General features: G+C 59.1%; 19 protein-coding genes. 8 read left to right on the plus strand and 11 right to left on the minus strand.

Annotated elements, in window-relative coordinates:
- Positions 1–408: 408 nt before the first annotated feature.
- On the minus strand, positions 409–1593 hold the full coding sequence (locus ACR0AZ_RS17165; RefSeq protein ID WP_480471647.1) for a Zn-dependent hydrolase: 1185 nt from the start codon (positions 1591–1593) through the stop codon (positions 409–411).
- A gap of 129 nt (positions 1594–1722) precedes the next feature.
- Here ACR0AZ_RS17165 and ACR0AZ_RS17170 point away from each other — a divergent pair, with 129 nt between their 5' ends.
- The 4 genes from ACR0AZ_RS17170 to ACR0AZ_RS17185 are packed head-to-tail and all read left to right on the plus strand — an operon-like array spanning position 1723 to position 5214.
- Positions 1723–2373: a histidine phosphatase family protein gene (locus tag ACR0AZ_RS17170; protein ID WP_480471646.1), complete on the plus strand. Its 651-nt coding sequence runs from the start codon at positions 1723–1725 to the stop codon at positions 2371–2373.
- Between the two features lie 10 nt (positions 2374–2383).
- Positions 2384–2998, plus strand: a complete 615-nt coding sequence (locus ACR0AZ_RS17175; protein WP_480471645.1) for a glutathione S-transferase family protein — start codon at positions 2384–2386, stop codon at positions 2996–2998.
- Positions 2999–3012: 14 nt separating this feature from the next.
- The gene (locus ACR0AZ_RS17180) at positions 3013–4068 is read left to right on the plus strand and encodes a saccharopine dehydrogenase (RefSeq protein ID WP_480471644.1); all 1056 of its coding nucleotides are present in this window, start codon (positions 3013–3015) and stop codon (positions 4066–4068) included.
- Positions 4069–4071: 3 nt separating this feature from the next.
- Positions 4072–5214 (plus strand): saccharopine dehydrogenase family protein, encoded by a 1143-nt coding sequence (locus ACR0AZ_RS17185; protein WP_480667947.1) that lies wholly within the window; start codon positions 4072–4074, stop codon positions 5212–5214.
- A 71-nt stretch (positions 5215–5285) separates the two neighbouring features.
- On the opposite strand, the gene ACR0AZ_RS17190 is transcribed toward ACR0AZ_RS17185, so the two are convergent.
- From ACR0AZ_RS17190 to ACR0AZ_RS17205, 4 genes are all read right to left on the minus strand, one after another.
- Positions 5286–5486, minus strand: coding sequence for a DUF1127 domain-containing protein (locus ACR0AZ_RS17190; protein WP_480471642.1), 201 nt, complete (start codon positions 5484–5486; stop codon positions 5286–5288).
- Between the two features lie 28 nt (positions 5487–5514).
- Positions 5515–5748, minus strand: a complete 234-nt coding sequence (locus ACR0AZ_RS17195; protein ID WP_480471641.1) for a DUF1127 domain-containing protein — start codon at positions 5746–5748, stop codon at positions 5515–5517.
- 406 nt (positions 5749–6154) lie between these two features.
- Positions 6155–6472, minus strand: coding sequence for a DUF3775 domain-containing protein (locus tag ACR0AZ_RS17200; protein ID WP_480471640.1), 318 nt, complete (start codon positions 6470–6472; stop codon positions 6155–6157).
- Positions 6473–6558: 86 nt separating this feature from the next.
- Positions 6559–7332 carry a DUF1365 domain-containing protein gene (locus tag ACR0AZ_RS17205; protein WP_480471639.1) on the minus strand — a complete coding sequence of 258 codons (774 nt, stop codon included), beginning with the start codon at positions 7330–7332 and terminating at the stop codon, positions 6559–6561.
- A 144-nt stretch (positions 7333–7476) separates the two neighbouring features.
- On the opposite strand from ACR0AZ_RS17205, the gene ACR0AZ_RS17210 reads away from it, so the two are divergent.
- The 3 genes from ACR0AZ_RS17210 to ACR0AZ_RS17220 are packed head-to-tail and all read left to right on the plus strand — an operon-like array spanning position 7477 to position 9244.
- Positions 7477–8133: a sigma-70 family RNA polymerase sigma factor gene (locus ACR0AZ_RS17210; protein ID WP_480667948.1), complete on the plus strand. Its 657-nt coding sequence runs from the start codon at positions 7477–7479 to the stop codon at positions 8131–8133.
- Between the two features lie 10 nt (positions 8134–8143).
- The gene (locus tag ACR0AZ_RS17215; protein ID WP_480471947.1) at positions 8144–8794 is read left to right on the plus strand and encodes a ChrR family anti-sigma-E factor; all 651 of its coding nucleotides are present in this window, start codon (positions 8144–8146) and stop codon (positions 8792–8794) included.
- A gap of 45 nt (positions 8795–8839) precedes the next feature.
- Positions 8840–9244 (plus strand): hypothetical protein, encoded by a 405-nt coding sequence (locus ACR0AZ_RS17220; protein WP_480667949.1) that lies wholly within the window; start codon positions 8840–8842, stop codon positions 9242–9244.
- Between the two features lie 3 nt (positions 9245–9247).
- On the opposite strand, the gene ACR0AZ_RS17225 is transcribed toward ACR0AZ_RS17220, so the two are convergent.
- The 6 genes from ACR0AZ_RS17225 to ACR0AZ_RS17250 form a co-directional block, all read right to left on the minus strand.
- Positions 9248–10477, minus strand: a complete 1230-nt coding sequence (locus tag ACR0AZ_RS17225; RefSeq protein WP_480471635.1) for a DNA recombination protein RmuC — start codon at positions 10475–10477, stop codon at positions 9248–9250.
- A gap of 52 nt (positions 10478–10529) precedes the next feature.
- Positions 10530–12389 (minus strand): DNA mismatch repair endonuclease MutL, encoded by a 1860-nt coding sequence (gene mutL / locus ACR0AZ_RS17230; RefSeq protein WP_480667950.1) that lies wholly within the window; start codon positions 12387–12389, stop codon positions 10530–10532.
- A 284-nt stretch (positions 12390–12673) separates the two neighbouring features.
- Complete coding sequence (locus tag ACR0AZ_RS17235) at positions 12674–13603, minus strand: metal ABC transporter permease (RefSeq protein ID WP_480471633.1); 930 nt, start codon at positions 13601–13603, stop codon at positions 12674–12676.
- Positions 13600–14805, minus strand: coding sequence for a metal ABC transporter permease (locus ACR0AZ_RS17240; RefSeq protein WP_480667951.1), 1206 nt, complete (start codon positions 14803–14805; stop codon positions 13600–13602). The genes ACR0AZ_RS17235 and ACR0AZ_RS17240 overlap by 4 nt, the downstream gene beginning before the upstream one ends.
- Before the next feature lie 3 nt (positions 14806–14808).
- Positions 14809–15612 (minus strand): metal ABC transporter ATP-binding protein, encoded by an 804-nt coding sequence (locus ACR0AZ_RS17245; RefSeq protein ID WP_480471631.1) that lies wholly within the window; start codon positions 15610–15612, stop codon positions 14809–14811.
- 3 nt (positions 15613–15615) lie between these two features.
- A complete protein-coding gene (locus tag ACR0AZ_RS17250; RefSeq protein WP_480471630.1) occupies positions 15616–16569 on the minus strand; it encodes a metal ABC transporter solute-binding protein, Zn/Mn family in 954 nt (317 codons plus the stop codon).
- Positions 16570–16770: 201 nt separating this feature from the next.
- Here ACR0AZ_RS17250 and deoC point away from each other — a divergent pair, with 201 nt between their 5' ends.
- Positions 16771–17769 carry a deoxyribose-phosphate aldolase gene (deoC, locus tag ACR0AZ_RS17255; protein WP_480667996.1) on the plus strand — a complete coding sequence of 333 codons (999 nt, stop codon included), beginning with the start codon at positions 16771–16773 and terminating at the stop codon, positions 17767–17769.
- Positions 17770–17773: the final 4 nt, after the last annotated feature.

The raw sequence follows: 17773 nt of genomic DNA on the forward strand, positions 1-17773 counted from the left end.
TCCCCAAGGGATACTGAACAGGCATCTCCCAACCAGCAAAATCAACCAACTTACCTCCCAACTCAACATGCAACGCGTGAAGGGGAGTGCGTTTTAGTTCGGTCATGGCGGGTACCTTCATTTTGTATCTAATGGCTGCAACGCATGCCCATCAGTCTGACCCAAGCTACGCATATTGCAACGATTCAGCCTTGGAATTCAGGATTTCTCCAGCATCTCAAAGCGTCAGTATACGGGCGTATGCATCAATAATGTTCCTATAGGAAACTTTTTTCCGTTAGGCAACACTCCATATACGCCGCCCATGGAAACACAACGCATATCAGAGGGCATGGTGCGTTTGAGTTTTGCTTAACGCAGGTCAAACTGCTGTAAAATTTGTATTTTCACTGCGCTTTATCGCGCAGATCACCTCAAGGCCTGAACAGCGTGATCCAGCACGCGAAGACCCGCGACCAGGTCATCTTCGGCCGTATCCTCGGCGAAATCATGGCTGATTCCGTTGATTGATGGCACGAACAGCATCGCAACCGGCATGAGCCGCGAGACATTGGTAGCGTCGTGCAATGCACCCGATGGCATCCTGCGCCATTTGCCAGGCGCGACCGCTTGCGCGCCCGCCTCCAGCGCGCCGCGCAGGGTTGGGTCCATGCTGACTGGTTCCAGCCCCAACATCGGGCCGTAACTCAGCTCCATCCCCAGTTCCCCGGCCACCTGTTGCGCGGTGGCCCGGATGATCTCTTCCATACGCACCAGCCGGTCGGCATCGCCATCGCGCCATTGCATCGAGAAGCGAACGCGACCCGGCACGATGGAGGACGCGTTTGGATGCAAATCAACGCGCCCGATGGTCCAGACGGTTTGCGGCGTGACGACATTGCGAAACAGGTCATTCAGACGCGCGTTGAATAAAGACAGCGCTTGAAACGCATCGCGGCGCAGATGCATCGGTGTGGTTCCGGCGTGGTTCTGCTGCCCCTCGAAGGTGATCGACATGTCGCGAATGCCGACGATATCGGTCACGACTCCGATCTGTTCTCCAGCAGCATCCAGCGCGGGGCCTTGTTCAATATGCATTTCGATAAAGCCGTTGAACCGCGCGGGATCGACAAAACCTTCAGCAAGCCCGGCCATCGATGCCCTTGCCGTGCCAAAGCTGATGCCCGCGCCATCCGTCAGACCGTCTGCCTTTGCCAGAGGCAATCCACCCGACCAGACCGCCGACCCAGTGGTGACGCCGAACCGCCCTTCTTCGTCCTGAAAGCTGACGACCGAGACAGGCCGGTCACTGGAACGCGCGATTTCCAACGCTGCAATGACCCCCAAAGCGCCGTCCAGCCAGCCGCCTTCGGGTTGACTGTCGGAATGCGACCCCATCAACAGCGACGGCCTTTCGGCCAGACCAAACAGGCTCCCAACCGGATCAAAATGCGGTGTCAGACCGGCATCGCTCATGCGCCCAGCCAACCATTGGCGCGCGGCAATGTCGGCCTCGGAATAGGCAGGGCGGACAACGCCCTTGCCAACACCCGAAGATCCGAAAGACCGCAGCTTGTGCAAATCGGCCAGAAACCGTGTGTGATCAACAGCCATGGGTCCTCCCTCTCGGAGCGACCATAACGATAAAGCGCACCGGGCACAGGAGTTTTTTGAAGCGCATGCGAAACCCCTCTGGCCCCGGCCCCGAACCTGCCCTAAGACGTCAGACCAAGAGGGATCGTCATGTCACATATTACACTGGTGCGCCACGGGCAGGCCAATACAACCGCGCGGGATGAGCTGAGCTATGACAGGCTCAGTGATTTGGGCCATCAGCAGGCACGTTGGTTGGGTGCGCATTTGCGTGACACGCGCACCCACTATCCCCGCGTTTATTGTGGCACCCTGAACCGTCATGTGGAAACCGCAAACAGTATGGGGTTGTCCGAGCCGATCCGTGACGCGCGGCTCAACGAGATCGAGTATTTCACCCTCGCCCAATTGTTTCACCAGCAGCACGGGGTCGAGGTTCCGACCGACCGCGAAGGCTTTGTCGAACATCTGCCGCGCACCTTCTCTGCCTGGTCCCGGGGCGAGATCGAGGATGCGCCAGAGACCTTCGCAGAGTTCGAAACGCGTGTATCTAATGCCCTGCACGACATCGGCACCGAGGGTGGGCCGGCAATCATCGTGACCTCGGGCGGGTTGATCTCGATGGTGGTGCGGCAGGCCATGGGCTTGAACATTCCGTCGATGGCGCGAGTGGCCCTTGCCATCATGAATACGTCGATGCATCGTCTGCACCCGATTGGCACACAGCTAAGCCCCGTTCTGTTCAACGCTGTGCCTCATCTGGAAGCGCCCGACCGGCAATACGCGCAGACCCACCTTTAAGGAGGCCCCGATGCAGCTTTACTATGCCCCACGCACCATCTCGATCGCCGTCGCGATTGCCTTGGAAGAGGCAGGGCTGGACTATGAAGCCATCAAGCTGGATTTTGCCGGGGCCGAGCAGACCATGCCCGCCTATAAGCAGATAAATCCCAAGGGCCGGGTTCCAGCGCTGGCGGTCGAGGGCGGCATCCTGACCGAAACCGGCGCGCTGCTGGACTATATTGCAACCATCGCCCCACAGGCCGGGCTGGTCCCTGAAGACCCGGTAATGGCCGCGAGGATGCGTGAGGTGATGTATTATCTGGCCTCGACCATGCATGTGAACCATGCCCACAAGTTGCGCGGGCCCCGTTGGGCAGACAAGAAATCCAGCTGGAAGGACATGAAGGACAAAGTCGCACAAAACATGACCGCGTCCTGCGACTATATCTCGTCGAACGGGCTGCGTGGGCCGTTTGTGTTGGGCGAGGCGTTCTCGCTGGCCGACGCTTATCTCTATGTGGTTTGCAGCTGGCTGGAAGGCGATGGCGTTGACGTCTCAGCCTTTCCCAAGATCGTCGCCTTCCGTGAAGCGATGGAGGCCCGGCCCTCGGTACAGGCGGTGCGCGCCGCCGGAATGCTCTGACAAAAGGAATAGGAATGACACATCTCTGGGTCCGGGCAGAACAACGCCCGAACGAGGAACGGGTCGGACTGACCCCCGAAGGCGCCGCCGCCCTGATCGCCGCAGGTATCCGAGTGACGGTCGAAGAAAGCTCCGTCCGGGCCATCCCGATTGATGGATATAAGGACGCGGGCTGTGAGATCGCGGCTGAGAATTCCTGGCCAGATGCGCCGCGTGACGCGATTATCTTCGGCCTAAAGGAACTGCCCGAGGACGGCACGCCCCTGCCCCACCGCCACATCATGTTCGGCCATGCCTATAAGGGTCAACATTCCGGTCGCGCGCTGTTGCAACGTTTCAAGACTGGCGGCGGCACGCTTTATGATCTGGAATATCTGGTCGAGGAAGGTGGCCGCCGGGTTGCCGCCTTTGGCTATTGGGCCGGTTATGCCGGGGCTGCGGTCACGCTGAAAACATGGGCCGCTCAGCAACGAGGCGAGGAATGCCCGTCCGTTGGTGTTTACGGCAACAAAGATGCATTGAACTCCGAACTGCTGGCCGAACTGGACGCTACGGGTGCGGCGCGTCCTGACTCCATCGTCATCGGAGCTTTGGGCCGTGTGGGCACCGGAGCCGCAGACCTCTGCGAGGCCATGGGTGTCAAAGTCACCAAATGGGACATGGCCGAGACCGCAAGCGGCGGGCCTTTCCCGGAAATCCTGAACCACGACCTGTTCCTGAATTGCATCTTCGCGCGCCCCGGCACCCCGGTCTTTGTTCCGCGCGAAGCTCTGACCGCACCACGCAAGCTGACCGCCATCGGCGATGTCGCCTGCGACCCGGACAGCGATTACAACCCGGTGCCGGTATATGACCGCGCCACTACGTGGGATGCCCCTGCTCTGCGCGTGGCGACCGACCCGGTGATGGACGTCATGGCCATCGACAACCTGCCATCGATGCTGCCGGTCGAAAGCTCGGAAGACTATGCGGCGCAATTGCTGCCGTCTTTGCTGACCCTGACCGATCTGGACAGCGGTGTCTGGGGCCGGGCAGAAGCAACTTACAAAACTCATATCGAAGGGATCTGAGCGATGACGATTCACTGGTGTGGTACCGGCCTGTCGGCCATCCCCGGCCTGCGGCGCCTGATCGAAGGCGGGCACAAGGTAACCGTCTGGAACCGAACGATCGACAAGGCCAAGGCCGAGGTCGGAGACCTGACCGATGACATCCGGGCGTTCGACATCGACGCTCTGGGCGAGGTCTTGGAAAAAGGCGACGTGATCGTCTCCATGCTGCCGGGTGATTGGCACGTGCCGCTGGCGGAGCTGGCGATCTCGAAAGAGGTCAATTTTGTCTCATCCTCTTACATCGCGCCCGAGATGCGCGCATTGGATGACAAAGCACGTGAAGCGGGTGTCGCGCTGGTCAATGAGGTCGGATTGGACCCGGGCATAGACCACCTGATGGCGCACGCCCTGGTCGCAGACTACCGCGCTTCAGACGCGTTCGATGCGAAGAACCACCTAAGCTTCATCTCATACTGTGGCGGCATTCCCAAGAACCCCAACCCGTTCCGCTACAAGTTCAGCTGGTCGCCCTTGGGTGTGCTCAAGGCGCTACGCTCACCATCGAAATCGATCCGCGACTACGCTCCTCTGGACGTCGCCCGCCCGTGGGATGCGATCACCAGCTATATCGCGCCGCTGCCGACACCGGAAAGCTTTGAGGTCTACCCCAACCGCGACTCGCTCCCTTTCATGGCCGAGTATCAGTTCGAGGTTCACTGGCCGGTCAAGGAATTCGTCCGCGGCACCTTGCGTTTGAATGGCTGGGCCGATGCCTGGTCGGATGTGTTCACCGAGATCGAAACCCTCTCGGAACCCGAAGGCGACGCCCGCCTAAAAGAGATGTCCGACCAGTTCTGGGCCGAGAATGCCTATGACGAGGGCGAGCCTGACCGCGTGGTATTGTGTGTTGGGCTGAAGGCCGAAAAGGACGGCATTCCGGTCTGGAACAAAACCTATGTCATGGACGCCTGGGGCGATGCGCGCGGCACTGCCATGGCGCGCCTGGTCTCAATCCCGGTGTCACTGGCCGTCGAGGCGGTGCTGAACCGCGCCATCCCCGCCGGTGTCCACGCGGCCCCCAGCGATCCAAAACTGGTACAGGGCTGGATGAGTGAAATCGACAGGTTAGCACAACATCTGCAGGTCGTTGATCACCTTGCCTGAAACAGAGAAACAGCCATTCCCGTAGCACGGGAATGGCTGTTCTGATCTCTCCCGAACAGACGGGCAGGCGTTCAGATAAATTGTGCAATCACCGTTTCGACATCGACACGGTTGATACCCAATTCAGAAAGCTCTTGGTCTGACAGACGGTTCAATTCCTGAGCTGCACAGACGATATCCTTCCGGATCGCGCGCATCTGCATTGCCCGGTCAAACAGCATCAAGGCGCTGGTCGACGGGTTCTGATCATTGACAGGGTTCGTATCCAGCATGATCCTACCTCCTCAATCGGATTTGCGGTCAGACCAACGCCCGATACGGCATGTGGTGATAGACGCTCTGATACGCGCGTTGCTTGATCTCATCGCGCGGAATGCCGATATCGTGCAACTGATCATCGCTCAGCCGCTCAAGCTCGCGAAGCGTTCTGGTGTACGCACGCCGGCGGAACTGTTCGACCTTCACTTCAGCATGATTTGCAAACAGGCCAAAAAAGAGACCCTTCTGGGCGTTCGCTGTATGTACATGTGCCATGTCGTTTTCCTCCAAGTTTCAATACCAGGTCGGTGATGTACCTGAGAAAAGAACTCGGCATTAACGATGCCGGAACGACACATGAACTTTGCTTAATGAACTGAAGGCAGCTTACTTCTGCTGGGCATAGACCAGATCTAGCAAGTTTGCGCGCGACCCGGCTGTTACGAAAACCACCAAAATTGCTGCGACTCGCAACCATGAAAACGGACGTTGAGCGGCGCCGACGGTAGTCTCTGAAATCATCCAATCAACCAAAGGCATATCTACGCGGACCCGAGGCTGACCATCTTCGAATTGTCCACGTCCGCCTCTTCGTTTGACAAAACCACTCTGGGGAGGCGTCATCGGTTCAAGCATTGATGGTGGAGGGCTGGCTTCTCACACCTGCCCTCTCAGACTGTGTCTACATCAGATCGTTCTCAACGTCTTCGGCCGATATCCCAAGCGCATCCAGGCCGTTTTCAAGGTGATCGGACAGATGCGGCGTGCCGATCAGATAATCCGCGCACGGAGTCGAAGCCTCGGACTTGGCGGTGGCGACGGCCTCGGCCAGATCCTCAGCGAAGAAACTCTCGCGCCCGATCCACATGACGGCGACCAGCTCTGCCTGTTCGTCTTCACCCATCCGGTCGATAAACGCACGCAGTTCACCCTCGGCCCGGTCCAATTCACGCCCCATCATGGCGACCTGGGCTATTTTTCTTGCCGAGATTTCCAGCATTTCCAACTCCTCGTGTTCGCGGTCTCAACCCTACAACAACCACTCTGACGGGGCTGAGTCTTTGATCTTGAACAAACAGGTGCGGCTTATGGTTCGCGAACGCGGGAAACCGGGTGATCCGGTACAGGCGCGGTCCGAAACGGGCGGAACGTGGCCTTCTTCAGCTTCAGCTTCAACGCCTGCCAGACAATCAATGCGAAGGTGCGGCGCGCACCAAATGGCCTGCGCAGCAACGATTTGAAGATTATCCCATCGGTCAATCGTTCCCGTGATCCGGTCAGGGTCGCAATCAACCCTCCGGCCTCGCGGCCATAATCAATCCAGACACCGATCCGGTCCGGTCGGTAGTCAAAACGGAACGTATAGGACCCTTCGATCTTCTGGAACGGAGAGACATGCATCAGCTTGTCCGCCACGATGCGATCCGAGGCTTGGATGGGTGCAAAATTGGCATTGTGGCACAAGTAGCTGTGGCGCGTACCATAGGTGTTGGTCACCTCGGCCACCACTGCATAGATCTGTTGTACCGTGTCGAAACAGAACCAGAAGCTGACCGGATTGAAGACATGTCCCAACACACGGGGCTGAGTCAGCAAGGTGATTTCCGCGGGCTGTGTAATGCCCATCCTATCGAACTGTTCACGCAGCCAAATCGCGCCGCCCCCCTTACCGGGTTCACCTCCGTGATCGCGGCTGCGCCAGTTCGTGACATTTATCCGGTTCAGCGAAAACAGAAGCGGAGTCGCAACTGTTTTTTCCGGATCAAGCAGGATGTAGTCGACCGAATAGCGAAATGCGTTTTCAATCGCACCCTTCCGTCCGTGATAGGTATGCCCTGCGATATGGTCGATCCGGTCCATTTTGCTTTCCAGTTGGCCACCAAGCCGCTCGATCGGCGCCCAATTCCAGGGCCTTTTCATATGGATACTACGAAGTAGGCCTCAGGATGGATTAAAATATTCGTGCGAAGTGATCCGGCTTTGGCCCGACTGCGTAATGAGGTTATGTTTACAGAGATCGATACTGTGAGCGTGGATGATCCGGTGGGTGAGAGCCCTGCCCCCAAGGCCTTGCTCGCGAAGAAACGCAGCAAGGGCAAGCCGGTGAACAACGCGAACGGCAGTTGTAGGACCAGAACCGAGTGGGTGAGTCACGTCGCCCGCATCCGTGACGCGCGGGATCAGATGGCCTTTGCCGAGCTGTTCCAGCACTTTGCACCTCGGGTCAAAGCGTTTCTTATGAAATCAGGCTCTGACGCCGCGATGGCCGAAGAATGCGCGCAAGAAGTTATGGCGACCTTGTGGCATAAGGCGCATCTATTCGATCCGACGCGCGCGACCGTGGCCACATGGGTGTTCACGATCGCCCGTAACAAACGCATCGATGTGTTGCGCAAACAACGCCGCCCCGAGCCCGAAGATCTTGGCTGGGGGCCCGAGGCAGAGCCGGAACAGGAAGATGTACTGGTAATGCAACAGGAGACCGCGCAGCTGCGTGACGCCATGACGGCGTTGCCCGAGGCGCAAAGGCAGCTGATCGAGAAGGCCTACTTCGGGGATCTGAGCCACCGAGAAATCGCTGCACAAACCGGCTTGCCCCTGGGCACGATCAAATCACGGATACGGCTGGCGCTGGACCGCCTGCGCCACGCGATGAACTGAGATGAAGACGATGAAACACGAGATCAAACATCACCTGACGGATGACCTGCTGATGGCCTATGCCGCAGGCAATCTGCCCGAAGCGTTCGACCTGATGGTCGCCACGCACCTTTCCTTATGCGATCACTGTCGGGCCCGGGCCGAAAGTTTCGACGCCGTTGGGGGCTGCGTTCTTGAGGAACAGCCTGCGTCCGCTCAAATGGCCGATGACTCTCTGGCCGCAACCATGGCGCTGATTGCGCAGGGTGCGCCAACCCCGAAGCCCGTGCGTCCAGGCTGTTCGGTATTACCCGCTCCGCTGCAGGACTATGTGGGCGGCGATGTGAACGCGATCAGATGGAAGCCCATCGGGATGGGTGTCAAACAGGCGATCCTGCCCACAACCCGCGAAGCGACGGCCCGGCTGCTGTTCATTCCTGCTGGCGTCGCGGTACCTGACCACAGCCATCACGGAACTGAGCTGACCATGGTGCTACAGGGTGCCTTTTCGGACGAGGTCGACCACTTTGCGCGCGGCGATGTCGAAATCGCGGATGAAGATCTGCATCACACTCCGACCGCGGATCTGTCGGGAGACTGTATCTGTCTGGCAGTCACGGACGCGCCGTTGAAGTTCAGCAAACTGATGCCACGCCTGTTCCAACCCTTTCTGCGGATCTGACATACTCAGGCAGGTTTTGCTGCGCTGACCCAGCCGGAGGAGACTATGAAAACACGTTTCATCTTGAGCGCTTTACTTGCGGGGCTTGCAAGCGTTGCCTTGGGACAGAGTTCAGCAGATGTGAAATTCGAACCGGGTAATTATGGCACGATGGTCAGCGGCACGATCACCGGCAGCGATTATTTTGACTACTCCCTGGGCGCCAGATCAGGGCAAGAGATGTTCGCCGATCTGCAAGTCAGCGATACGAACGGCAATGGTGTGATCTATTTTAACATCCTGCCTCCGGGCAGTGACGGGGCGGCGATCTATAACGGCTCAATCGATGGCAATACAGCCCGGATCGACCTACCCGAAGACGGAGATTACACGATCCGCGTCTACCTGATGGGAAATGATCGCGATACGGGCAAAACAGTTGGTTACACTCTGGACCTGTCGATCCAGTAGCGCTCAGCCTTCGGTTTTCCCCAGCGGTACGACATTGGTGTGATCGTCCGGGGCAAGCTCCTCGAAGTCGAAGTTGTCCAACCGCTGCGCGCGACGCCCGGCCTTTTCGGCACTGATCTTGATTTCCGAGATATCCTTGGCCGCCTGCCCGAAATGACGATCGAGGTTGGACACACGTTCGCCCAATCGGTCAACATCCTTGTGCAGCATGCCCAGTTCCTTGCGGATCGCTCCGGCCTGCTCCCGCATTCGCGCATCTTTCAGGATCGCGCGCATCGTATTCAGCGTCGCCATGCAGGTGGTGGGCGAGACGATCCAGACCCGCTTCGAAAAACTCTCCTGCACCAGCTCGGGAAACTTGGCATGCAGCTCGGCATAGACCGCCTCGGACGGCAGGAACATCAGCGCGCCATCTGCGGTTTCACCGTCGAGGATATATTTTTCGGCAATGTCGTTGATGTGTTTGCGCACGGTGCTCCGGAACATTTGCACTGCAGCTTTCAGTTCCATATCGTTGGTGGCACCAATCAGCGCCTCATAAGCCTCCAACGGGAATTTGCTGTCGATCACAATCGGGCCCGGAGGGTTCGGCAGGTTGATCAAGCAATCCGCCCTACGCCCGTTCGACAGCGTCGCCTGAAGCTTAAAACTGTCTGTAGGCAGCGCTTTGGAGACGATATCGTTCAGCTGAATCTCACCAAACGCACCGCGGGTTTGTTTGTTCGACAGGATATCCTGCAGCGACAGAACATCGCCCGAGAGCTTGGTGATATTGTCCTGCGCCTTGTCGATGGCTGCCAGACGTTCCTGCAATTGCGTCAGCGAAGTCGCAGTCTGCTTTGACGACCCATGCAGCGATTCCTTCATCCGCTCCTGCATCTCAGCCAGAGCACGCGCCGATTTCATCGCGTTATCCGCCAGCCGGTCGTTCATCTGCTGCTGGACCGAGGACAGGCGGGATTCGACTGTCTGGATCACCTGGACCTGCGCATTGGCTTGCGTGTCCGAAACATGCTGCAATCCGCCGCGCAGTTGCTCCTGCCCCTGCCCCAACTGCTGCACATGCTGGCCCAGATGCGCCATCTGTCGGGCCAGAGGCTCCGCCATCCGGGCCGAGCGCTGCGCCGCGCGCATGGACATAAACAGCAGAAGCAGGATCAATGCCACCACTCCACCCGCAATCAGGATCACGGGGTCGTTCAATGCAACTTGGGTGCCAGCAATCTCGATCATATCGCCTCGGATGTTCTTGTTTTATTCTTCTTACCGCGCCAAACGCACGGGATCAACTGCGGCCGAACAAACGCTCGATATCGGCCAGCTTCAATTCCACATATGTTGGCCGCCCATGGTTGCACTGACCGGAATGAGGCGTCGCCTCCATCTCGCGCAGCAGAGCGTTCATTTCCTCGGCCCTCATCCGGCGGCCAGAGCGAACTGAGCCGTGGCAGGCCACCCGGCTGAGGATCGCCTCAATCCGTGCCTGCACCATCTGGCTCTCGCCCTGATCGGCCAGTTCATCAAGGATGTCGAGGATCATCGCGCGGGCGTCGACTTCACCCAGGATAGCCGGGGTTTCACGCACGGCGACAGCTCCGCCTCCGAAGGGCTCAATGGTCAGGCCGAAGCGAGACAGATCATCGGCTACGGCCATCAGACGCGCACAGTCTCCCTCGGATAATTCGACAATCTCGGGGATCAACAGTGCCTGAGCGGCGACGCCATTTTCGGCCATCTGGTTTTTGAGCTTTTCATAAACCAGCCGCTCATGCGCCGCGTGCTGGTCAACGATCACCATACCATCGGCGGTCTGGGCGATGATGTAATTCTCGTGCACCTGACCACGCGCGGCACCCAAGGGCAGGTCTTGCGGCGCAGGTTCTTCAGCGGCAACCGGGACCACCGGAGCAGGTTCGACCACACTTCCGCTATAGTCGCGGGACAGTTCGGCAAAGCCAGGCGCCTGCGCCTGATAAGCCGCCTGTCGTGCCGAGAGCGATGGCCGATCCATCTGATACACCCGCCCCGGAGCGGGCTGGGCCGGTTCGGGCCGCATCGCACCCAAGGTCGCATTAGCAACAGTGGTCGAGGCCCGATGCCCAGCCTCAGCCAGAGCATGGCGCAGCGCCGAAACGATCAGTCCCCGGGCCACGCCGGGATCACGGAAACGAACCTCGGATTTCGCCGGATGGACGTTCACATCCACTAGCGTCGGGTCACAATCAATGAACAGCGCTGCCGCCGGGTGACGGTCGCGACTGAGGAAATCGAAATACGCCGCCCGCAGCGCACCTGTCAGCATCTTATCCCGCACGGGACGGCCATTGACGAACAGGTACTGCGCAACCGCCGCACCGCGCGAATAGGTCGGCAAGGCAGCGTAGCCATACAACCGGATACCTTCGCGCGTCGCATCAATCTGCAGAGCATTCTCGGCGAACTCACGTCCTATCACGCGGGCCAATCGGGCGTGCATGGCGTCGAACAAATCGCCATTCTCACGATCCGCGCGAAAGGTCACCCGCCCTTCGCCGCCTCCCGAGACGTCGCGCAGTGTAAATGTGATCGCCGGTTCAGCCATCGCCAGACGCTTGACCGTATCGGTGATAGCCTGCGCCTCGGCCCGGTCGGTGCGCATGAATTTCAGCCGCGCCGGCGTGGCGAAAAACAGATCGCGCAGTTCAACCACTGTGCCCGCGCGCAAGGCCGCAGGTTTCACCGCCTCCATCTTGCCGCCGGACACGTGGATCTGAGCTGCATCCGAACCCGGCACCCGGCTGGTGATGGTCAGGCGCCCGACAGCCCCTAAAGACGGCAATGCCTCACCCCGAAATCCAAACGTGTGGATATTGAGTAGATCAGAACCATCGATCTTAGAGGTCGCATGGCGCGACAACGCCAATGGCAGTTCCGTTGCAGCTATGCCGCAACCATCGTCGGTGACGCGAATCAACGTCTTCCCGCCATCCGCGATATCAATCGCAACCCGAGTCGCCCCGGCATCGATTGCATTTTCGACCAGCTCTTTAACCGCCGAGGTCGGACGTTCCACCACTTCACCTGCAGCGATCCGATTAATGGCGGCATCGTCTAGCTGCCGGATGACCGGTCTGTTTTCGCTGATATTGGGGTTCGTATGCGCCATACCGCTAGACCTAGCACATATGCGCGCGATTCTGCCACCGGTTTGAATAGAATTCGGGGGTCTAGAAATAAGGTGTCCGACCGGCTCTGACCGCGGCGTCAAGGGGGTAGCGACATTGGTCAGAGCTGGCCGGACTTACCGAAGTGAGTGGTGGTCATCCGTTTAACAATTGAAGGACTCGTACCACGAGAAATGGAATAAATCTTGTTAAGACTGCGCTATTGTTTCCACTTGGCAAAGATGCGCCGATGCTCTGCAGATGGCACTGGCGCAAATACGCCAAGTCAAGCCGTGCTTGGGGCTCCGGAGCGGGTTCGGCACGGTCCAAAGACCGCCGCCACAGCCAGAATCAGCCCCGAGACCGTCGCAATCATACCGGCAGCGCTGACAGCATCCGCTGCCCCCAACCAGAGCGGACCATACCCCGCGAGTACATACCCCGCCATGGCGGAGATGGTGGCGAACACAACGCTCCACGCGACCTGAAATTCCAGCCGATTGGTCATCATGCGCGCCGCGGCGGGCGGGCAAATGAACATCGCGATCACAATGATTGAGCCAACGGCATCAAAGGCGGCCACAGCGGCGATGGCAGCCGTGATGACCAACGCCATGCCAAGCGCGCCAGTCCGAATGCCGATGGTGCGCGCGAATCCTTCGTCAAAGGTGGAAATCTTCAATGGACGCCAGAACAGCCAGGTAAACAAGATCACTCCGACCAGCGTCAAAGCGATACGCGGAAGCTCATGCGGGAGCCCTGCCAGCGCCACGGGGTCCAGCAACGAGGACCAGCCTGTCGCGTCCAGCCAGATCAGGCTTTCCAGATTTCCGTAAAGCGCATGTTCGACGTCCAGATGGACGTTCGATGTATCGGTTTGCTCTAGCAGCAGCACGCCTGCTGCGAACATGGTGGTGAACACGACGCCCATGGCGGCACCGGGTTCGATCTGGCCCAGCCGTCGGATCGCCTCGATCATGACGACCGCGACAATGGCGGCACCGGCGGCCCCCAGCATCATCGGCCAGGTCGAGATCACCCCGGTCAACAGGAACGCCACAACGATGCCGGGTAGAACCACGTGGCTGATTGCATCCCCGATGAGCGCTTGCTTGCGCAGCACAAGAAAGTTGCCAGGCAGCGCGCAAGCAATCGCGGCAAAGGTTCCGATCAGCATCGGTGTCAGTGACAGGGGGACAAATTCTTCACCACTCATGAGGGCACCCCCTGCGGGCCGCCAATGCGGCGGTCGATTTCTGCAATCTGGTCACGGGTCAGAACCGTTTCGATATCGCGCAGCCCGTCATAGAGCGCGGCTGTCGCCTCATGCGCCTGATCGGCGCGGACGAATTCCCATCGTTTCTCATCACGCAGGGCTTTGGCGGCGCGCGCCTTGCCCGCTTCGGTCGCCACACCATCGGCCCGCACGATCCCGGCACGACGCAGCAGGCGTAGAGTCAAAGGCTCATAAATCTTCTGACCCTGCGCCAATGCAAGCAACCCCTGCCGCACGTGAACCCGGCGCTGGAACCGTAGGTGGCGCAAGACGGCAGCCAATACGCCACGTACCGGAGCCAGCAGCAATGAAAGAGCAAAAAACCCGAAGCTAACCAGCACGATGATCGGACCCGTCGGCAGGTTCGGGGCTGATGCCGACAACGCCGCTCCGATATAGCCCGCCAGCCCTCCGGCAAGTCCGGCCAAAAGCACCACACGGTCCGACCGTTCCGACCAGAACCGGGCCGTGACCGGCGGGATGATCAGCAAGGCCACGATGAGGATCAGGCCGACAATTTTCAGCCCCACAACCGTCACCGCCATCACCAGGCCCATCATCGCCAAATCGATCCGGGACACGGGCAACCCACGCGCCGTCGCATATTCGGGATCAAAGGCCACCATCATCATCGGACGTCTGATAACCAGCACCAATGCCAGCGTCAGAGCGCCACCGACCGCGATGATTAGAGCATCCGCCCAAAGCATTCCCGCAGTCGACCCCAGCAGAAACCCCTCAAGCCCGGCCTGACGGCCCACGCCCATGGTCTGGATGACAGTCAACAGGACGATACCCAGACCGAAGAACACCGACAGGATCGCACCGATCGCTGCGTCTTCGGCCAGTCGCGTATGGCGTGTCAGCCAGTTCATGCAGAGCAGGCCAATCCACGCCGACACGGCCGAGCCTGCAAGCAATCCGATCAGGTTCCGGCCATCACCGCCAAACGCCACAAGCACCATGAAGGCCAGACAGACACCGGGCAACGTGGCATGGCTGATCGCATCGCTGACCAGCGCGCGTTTGCGCAGAAACAGAAAGGTGCCCGTTACCCCGGCCGAGATGCCCAGCAAAATCGCACCAATCGCAACCAGCGTGGCGTTATAGCCAAGCTGAAGGCTCAGAGCGTCCCAAAGCATGAATTATCCTATCTCGCGCGAGACCTGATCGATCTGAGCAGTGGCCAGACGGCCCCCATAAGCGGTTTGCAAGGTCTCAGGCGTAAAGGCCTCGGCCACCGGGCCCTCGGCCACTTTACGGGTATTGATCAGGAACACATGGTCGAAATAGTCGGTGACCGTGGCCAGATCATGATGCACGACGACGACCGTCTTGCCTGCCTCTTTCAGGGATTTCAGCACTGCAATGATAGCTTTTTCGGTGGCTGCATCAACACCTGCGAAAGGTTCGTCCAACAGGTACAAATCAGCATCCTGAGCCAGCGCGCGCGCAAGAAAAACCCTCTGCTGTTGACCGCCCGACAATTGCCCGATCTGACGGTTAGCAAAGTCACGCATGCCCACACGGTGCAGACAATCCATTGCGCAGGCCATGTGACGGGCACGAACGCGACCCAACAGACCCAGCTCTCGTGACAGGCCCATAAGCACAACGTCGAGCACCCGGGTCGGAAAATCCCAGTCCACACTTGCGCGTTGCGGCACATAAGCGATGCGTGCACGCTGCGCGTCGAGCGACTTGCCATATACCGTCACCTGCCCGGACAGGGTCGGGACGATGCCCAAGGCAGCTTTCAGCATCGTCGACTTGCCAGCACCGTTCGGACCGATGATTGCAGTCATCGCGCTGGATTGCACGGTCATGTCCACCGAAAACACAGCTGGCTTCTGACCATAGGAAACTGTCAGCCCACGAATGGCCAGAGGGCTGTCGTCAATCCCGCGATCTTCGACCGAGACACCCTGAACGGAAGCAAGTTCCAACATTATTCAAAACCCCGCCGACAGTTTTCCATCCATGCCGCGACCCGGCACATCTCCGCCCAGCGCTGCGGCAATCACGGTGATGTTGTGATCAAGCATGCCCATATAGGTACCCTCGTAAGTGCCGGGTTCGCCCATGGCGTCCGAGTATAGCTCACCCCCGACCGTGACCTTGTGCCCTTTGGCCGCGGCACCTTCGATCAGTGCCCGGATCGAACGGTCAGAGACCGAACTTTCGACAAAAACGGCGGCGATCTGACGGTCGACAAGCAGGTCAACAAGCTCACCGATCCGGTTCAAACCGGCCTCGGACTGGGTTGAGATGCCCTGAATGCCCAGAACCTCGAACCCGAAGCTCTCGCCGAAATAGCCAAAAGCATCATGTGCCGTGACCAGCACCTTGTTGCGTTCGGGCACCGAGCCCAATGCGTCATTGGCATAGGCGGTTAGCCGGTCAATATCGGCCAGATGAACCAGCGCATTTGCAGCAAAAACCTCGGCAGCCTCAGGGCGGGCGTCGGTCAATGCGGATTGCACTTCGGCAATCACATCACGCCACAACTCCGGGGTCATCCAGACATGCGGGTCGTATTTGTCGGCATAATCATCATGCGCCCGCAGCTTGGATGCATCGATCCCTTCTGCCACCGCCATGACGGTGCGCTTGCGACCTAGATCGTGAAAGAACTCTTCCATCTGGGCCTCAAGATAGAGACCATGCCAGAGCACCAGATCGGCACGGGTCATCGCCACGATATCGGTCCGGGTCTGGCGATAGGCATGCGGATCGACGCCGGGGCCCATCAGGCCTTTGACCTCAACCTGATCGCCGCCGACCTGACGCACCGCATCCGCAATCATACCCGTGGTCGCAACCACCTTGAGCGGTGCCTCGGCCCAGGCTGCGAGGGGCAATGTTGCGGCAAATGTCAGGGCTGCAAGAAAGCTGCGACGAATCATGTTCGATCCCCACTGAATGTTCACTTGAGAATGAATATGCGAACCATTCGCAACTAAGTCAATGCTATTGAGAATTACTCGCAAGAAAATGTACCATAATTTGTCCAAATGGTCAAATTTTTGCATATCTGTACCGCGCTGCACCTTTCAATTGCGGCCAACCCGTGCGATTTTGGCGCAAACCTCCCAAAGGACGCGATGATGGAAACGCAGAGCACTCAGAGCCCCGTGCGCACCGCGCATCTGCCACAAGTGACCGAGCCCCGGAACCCAGGTATGGACCTCGACCTGGACTGGGTGCGGGCCGTGCAGGCCAACACCTCGGCGATCGAACGCCGCGCGGCGACACTGCCCGGTCGGCGGTCAGTGAAAAAAGATTATCAGGCGGCATGGCTGCTGAAAGCGATCACGATGATCGACCTGACCACGCTGGCCGGTGACGACACCGTGGGCCGCGTGCGCCGTCTCTGCGCCAAGGCGCGCCAGCCTGTTACGCCCGCATTGTTGCAGGCGATGGATATGCCGCTGATCACCACCGGCGCGGTTTGTGTTTATCACGACATGATCGAAACAGCGGTGGATGCATTGAAAGGCACAGGGATTCCCGTGGCCGCTGTATCGACCGGCTTTCCAGCAGGCTTGTCGCCCTTTCATCTGCGCGTGGCCGAGATCGAAGAAAGTGTGAAGGCGGGCGCGGATGAGATCGACATCGTGATCTCTCGCCGTCACGTACTCTCTGGCGACTGGCAGGCGCTGTATGACGAGATGAAGGCCTTCCGCGTGGCCTGTGGTGATGCCCATGTCAAAGCCATCCTCGCCACCGGAGAACTGGGCAGCCTGCGTAATGTTGCGCGTGCTTCGCTGGTCTGCATGATGGCCGGGGCTGATTTCATCAAGACCTCGACCGGGAAAGAGAGCGTCAACGCCACTTTGCCGGTGTCACTGGTGATGATCCGCGCGATCCGCGATTATTTCGACCGCACGGGATATCGCGTTGGCTACAAGCCTGCAGGCGGGATTTCCAAAGCTAAGGACGCGCTGGTGTACTTGTCGCTGATCAAAGACGAGCTAGGCGACCGCTGGCTGGAACCCGATCTGTTCCGGTTTGGCGCATCGTCGCTGCTGGGCGATATCGAGCGGCAGTTGGAACACTTCGTGACGGGCGCTTATTCCGCCGGTTACAGGCACTCGATGGGCTGAGGAC

The sequence above is a fragment of the Ruegeria sp. BE3 genome, assembly GCF_056538865.1.

Excerpts from the sequence above, each read along its gene's own strand:
- ACR0AZ_RS17165 (WP_480471647.1), bottom strand. The coding sequence starts at position 1,593 with ATGGCTGTTGATCACACACGGTTTCTGGCCGATTTGCACAAGCTGCGG.
- ACR0AZ_RS17170 (WP_480471646.1), top strand. The coding sequence starts at position 1,723 with ATGTCACATATTACACTGGTGCGCCACGGGCAGGCCAATACAACCGCG.
- ACR0AZ_RS17175 (WP_480471645.1), top strand. The coding sequence starts at position 2,384 with ATGCAGCTTTACTATGCCCCACGCACCATCTCGATCGCCGTCGCGATT.
- ACR0AZ_RS17180 (WP_480471644.1), top strand. The coding sequence starts at position 3,013 with ATGACACATCTCTGGGTCCGGGCAGAACAACGCCCGAACGAGGAACGG.
- ACR0AZ_RS17185 (WP_480667947.1), top strand. The coding sequence starts at position 4,072 with ATGACGATTCACTGGTGTGGTACCGGCCTGTCGGCCATCCCCGGCCTG.
- ACR0AZ_RS17190 (WP_480471642.1), bottom strand. The coding sequence starts at position 5,486 with ATGCTGGATACGAACCCTGTCAATGATCAGAACCCGTCGACCAGCGCC.
- ACR0AZ_RS17195 (WP_480471641.1), bottom strand. The coding sequence starts at position 5,748 with ATGGCACATGTACATACAGCGAACGCCCAGAAGGGTCTCTTTTTTGGC.
- ACR0AZ_RS17200 (WP_480471640.1), bottom strand. The coding sequence starts at position 6,472 with ATGCTGGAAATCTCGGCAAGAAAAATAGCCCAGGTCGCCATGATGGGG.
- ACR0AZ_RS17205 (WP_480471639.1), bottom strand. The coding sequence starts at position 7,332 with ATGGACCGGATCGACCATATCGCAGGGCATACCTATCACGGACGGAAG.
- ACR0AZ_RS17210 (WP_480667948.1), top strand. The coding sequence starts at position 7,477 with ATGTTTACAGAGATCGATACTGTGAGCGTGGATGATCCGGTGGGTGAG.
- ACR0AZ_RS17215 (WP_480471947.1), top strand. The coding sequence starts at position 8,144 with ATGAAACACGAGATCAAACATCACCTGACGGATGACCTGCTGATGGCC.
- ACR0AZ_RS17220 (WP_480667949.1), top strand. The coding sequence starts at position 8,840 with ATGAAAACACGTTTCATCTTGAGCGCTTTACTTGCGGGGCTTGCAAGC.
- ACR0AZ_RS17225 (WP_480471635.1), bottom strand. The coding sequence starts at position 10,477 with ATGATCGAGATTGCTGGCACCCAAGTTGCATTGAACGACCCCGTGATC.
- mutL (WP_480667950.1), bottom strand. The coding sequence starts at position 12,389 with ATGGCGCATACGAACCCCAATATCAGCGAAAACAGACCGGTCATCCGG.
- ACR0AZ_RS17235 (WP_480471633.1), bottom strand. The coding sequence starts at position 13,603 with ATGAGTGGTGAAGAATTTGTCCCCCTGTCACTGACACCGATGCTGATC.
- ACR0AZ_RS17240 (WP_480667951.1), bottom strand. The coding sequence starts at position 14,805 with ATGCTTTGGGACGCTCTGAGCCTTCAGCTTGGCTATAACGCCACGCTG.
- ACR0AZ_RS17245 (WP_480471631.1), bottom strand. The coding sequence starts at position 15,612 with ATGTTGGAACTTGCTTCCGTTCAGGGTGTCTCGGTCGAAGATCGCGGG.
- ACR0AZ_RS17250 (WP_480471630.1), bottom strand. The coding sequence starts at position 16,569 with ATGATTCGTCGCAGCTTTCTTGCAGCCCTGACATTTGCCGCAACATTG.
- deoC (WP_480667996.1), top strand. The coding sequence starts at position 16,771 with ATGGAAACGCAGAGCACTCAGAGCCCCGTGCGCACCGCGCATCTGCCA.